Origin of the sequence: Cryobacterium sp. MLB-32, from assembly GCF_000738085.1 — a bacterium.
In the GTDB taxonomy this organism is placed as follows: domain Bacteria; phylum Actinomycetota; class Actinomycetes; order Actinomycetales; family Microbacteriaceae; genus Cryobacterium.
The window spans coordinates 1-1,422 of sequence record NZ_JPRS01000394.1 but is presented as its reverse complement, the minus strand read 5'-3'; the positions used below and the strand labels follow the sequence as shown (position 1 = coordinate 1,422).

The window sequence follows — 1,422 nt, the reverse complement described above, 5'->3', positions numbered from 1 at the left end:
GCAGGGCGAAAAAATTGGGGAAATCCTGAGCTTCTGATCCGGATTTCTGCTGTCAACGCTGAGCGCGTTGCCTCAGGCTGGGAAAATGCTTGCACATATTTCGTCTCCTGTGCTGGCGAAAGTCGCCCAGGTCACCCAGGACGGGCACGTGTTCTGGCCCTGCCTTCTCGCTATTCTGCTCTTCGTTTTCACGGTGGTTTTTACCGTGGTTCTGCACCGTCGCTCCGTGCGTCACCATGCGTCTGCAGACAGCGACAGGTCGTCCTCCCCAGCTTCACCGCCAGCTTCGCCGCCAGCCTCACCGCCCACCTCCGCGCCGTAGTCCACCCCGATCGGTGGTCGTTGGACTCCCGTCGGGCCCCCGTCAGACTCAGACTCCCGTCAGGCTCCAGACCACGGCCACGTTGTCATCGCCGCCGGTAGCCAGCCGCGTGCCGTCCGGGCTGAACGCCACCGAGTTCACGAACGACAGCATGCCTCCTTTATGGCGCACACTGAGGCGCTGAACGCCCGTGGAGTTGTCCCAGACCGTTGTCTTGGCCGCGCCGCTCGCCCGCTGGCCCGCGGGCGGGCCGAGCCCCACGGGCTTTGCCGCGGATGCGCCGTGCGCGCCGAAGGCGAGGAGCTCCTGAAAGGTGAACGCATCCCGAATCTGCACCGCCCCCAGGCTGCCGAGGGCCAGCCGGGCGCCGTCGGGACTGAAGCCCACGCAGGTCATCTCGTTCAACCAGCCGTCAACGGTTGCGCGTAGAAGCTCACCGCCGGTCGCGGTGAGCCAGATGTGCGCCGAAGCGTCGGCGCATCCGGTGAGGAGCCCACTTCCGTCCCGGGAGAAGGCCACGGCGCTGACGGCCCGTGCGTGCAGCAGTGAGCCAACCTCTGCCCCAGACCGGGCGTTCCAGATGCGCGCCGTTCTGTCGGCGCTTCCGGTGGCGAGTCGTGCGCCGTCGGCGGTCCACGCCACCGCCAGCACGGGGCTGCTGTGGTTCATCGTCACCAGTAGGGTGCCCGTCGTCGTATCCCAGATGCGGGCCGTACCGTCTGTGCTGGCGGTGGCCAGGCGAACGCCGTCCGCCGCCCACGCCACGGCGTTCACGGGTTTGCTGTGGTAAAACCCCCACAGGTGAGCGCCCGTCGTGGTGTTCCAGACGTGGGCGGTGCAGTCGCTGCCGGCTGTCGCGAGTCGGGCGCCGTCGGGGTTAATCGCCACCGAGCAGATGTGTGCCTCGTGTTCGAAGCTGAGCAGCAGTTCGCCTGTCCCCGCGTGCCAGATTCGTGCCGACCCGTCGTCGCTTCCGGTGATGAGTCGGGCGCCATTCGGGCTGAAGGCCACCGACCGCACGGCCCCGGCATGCTGAACGACCACCCTGGCCACGGCCGCCGGTTGCGACGGTTGCGGCGTGTGCGGCACGGCGGCGGGTC

The 1,422-nt window shown here is 67.8% G+C and carries 1 protein-coding gene; it reads right to left on the bottom strand.

Annotated features, from left to right (window positions below; genetic code table 11):
- Positions 1–370 precede the first annotated feature (370 nt).
- Positions 371–1,422, bottom strand: a 1,052-nt coding sequence (locus JF66_RS18875; protein ID WP_197059491.1) for a WD40 repeat domain-containing protein, incomplete at its 5' end; no start/stop codon positions are given.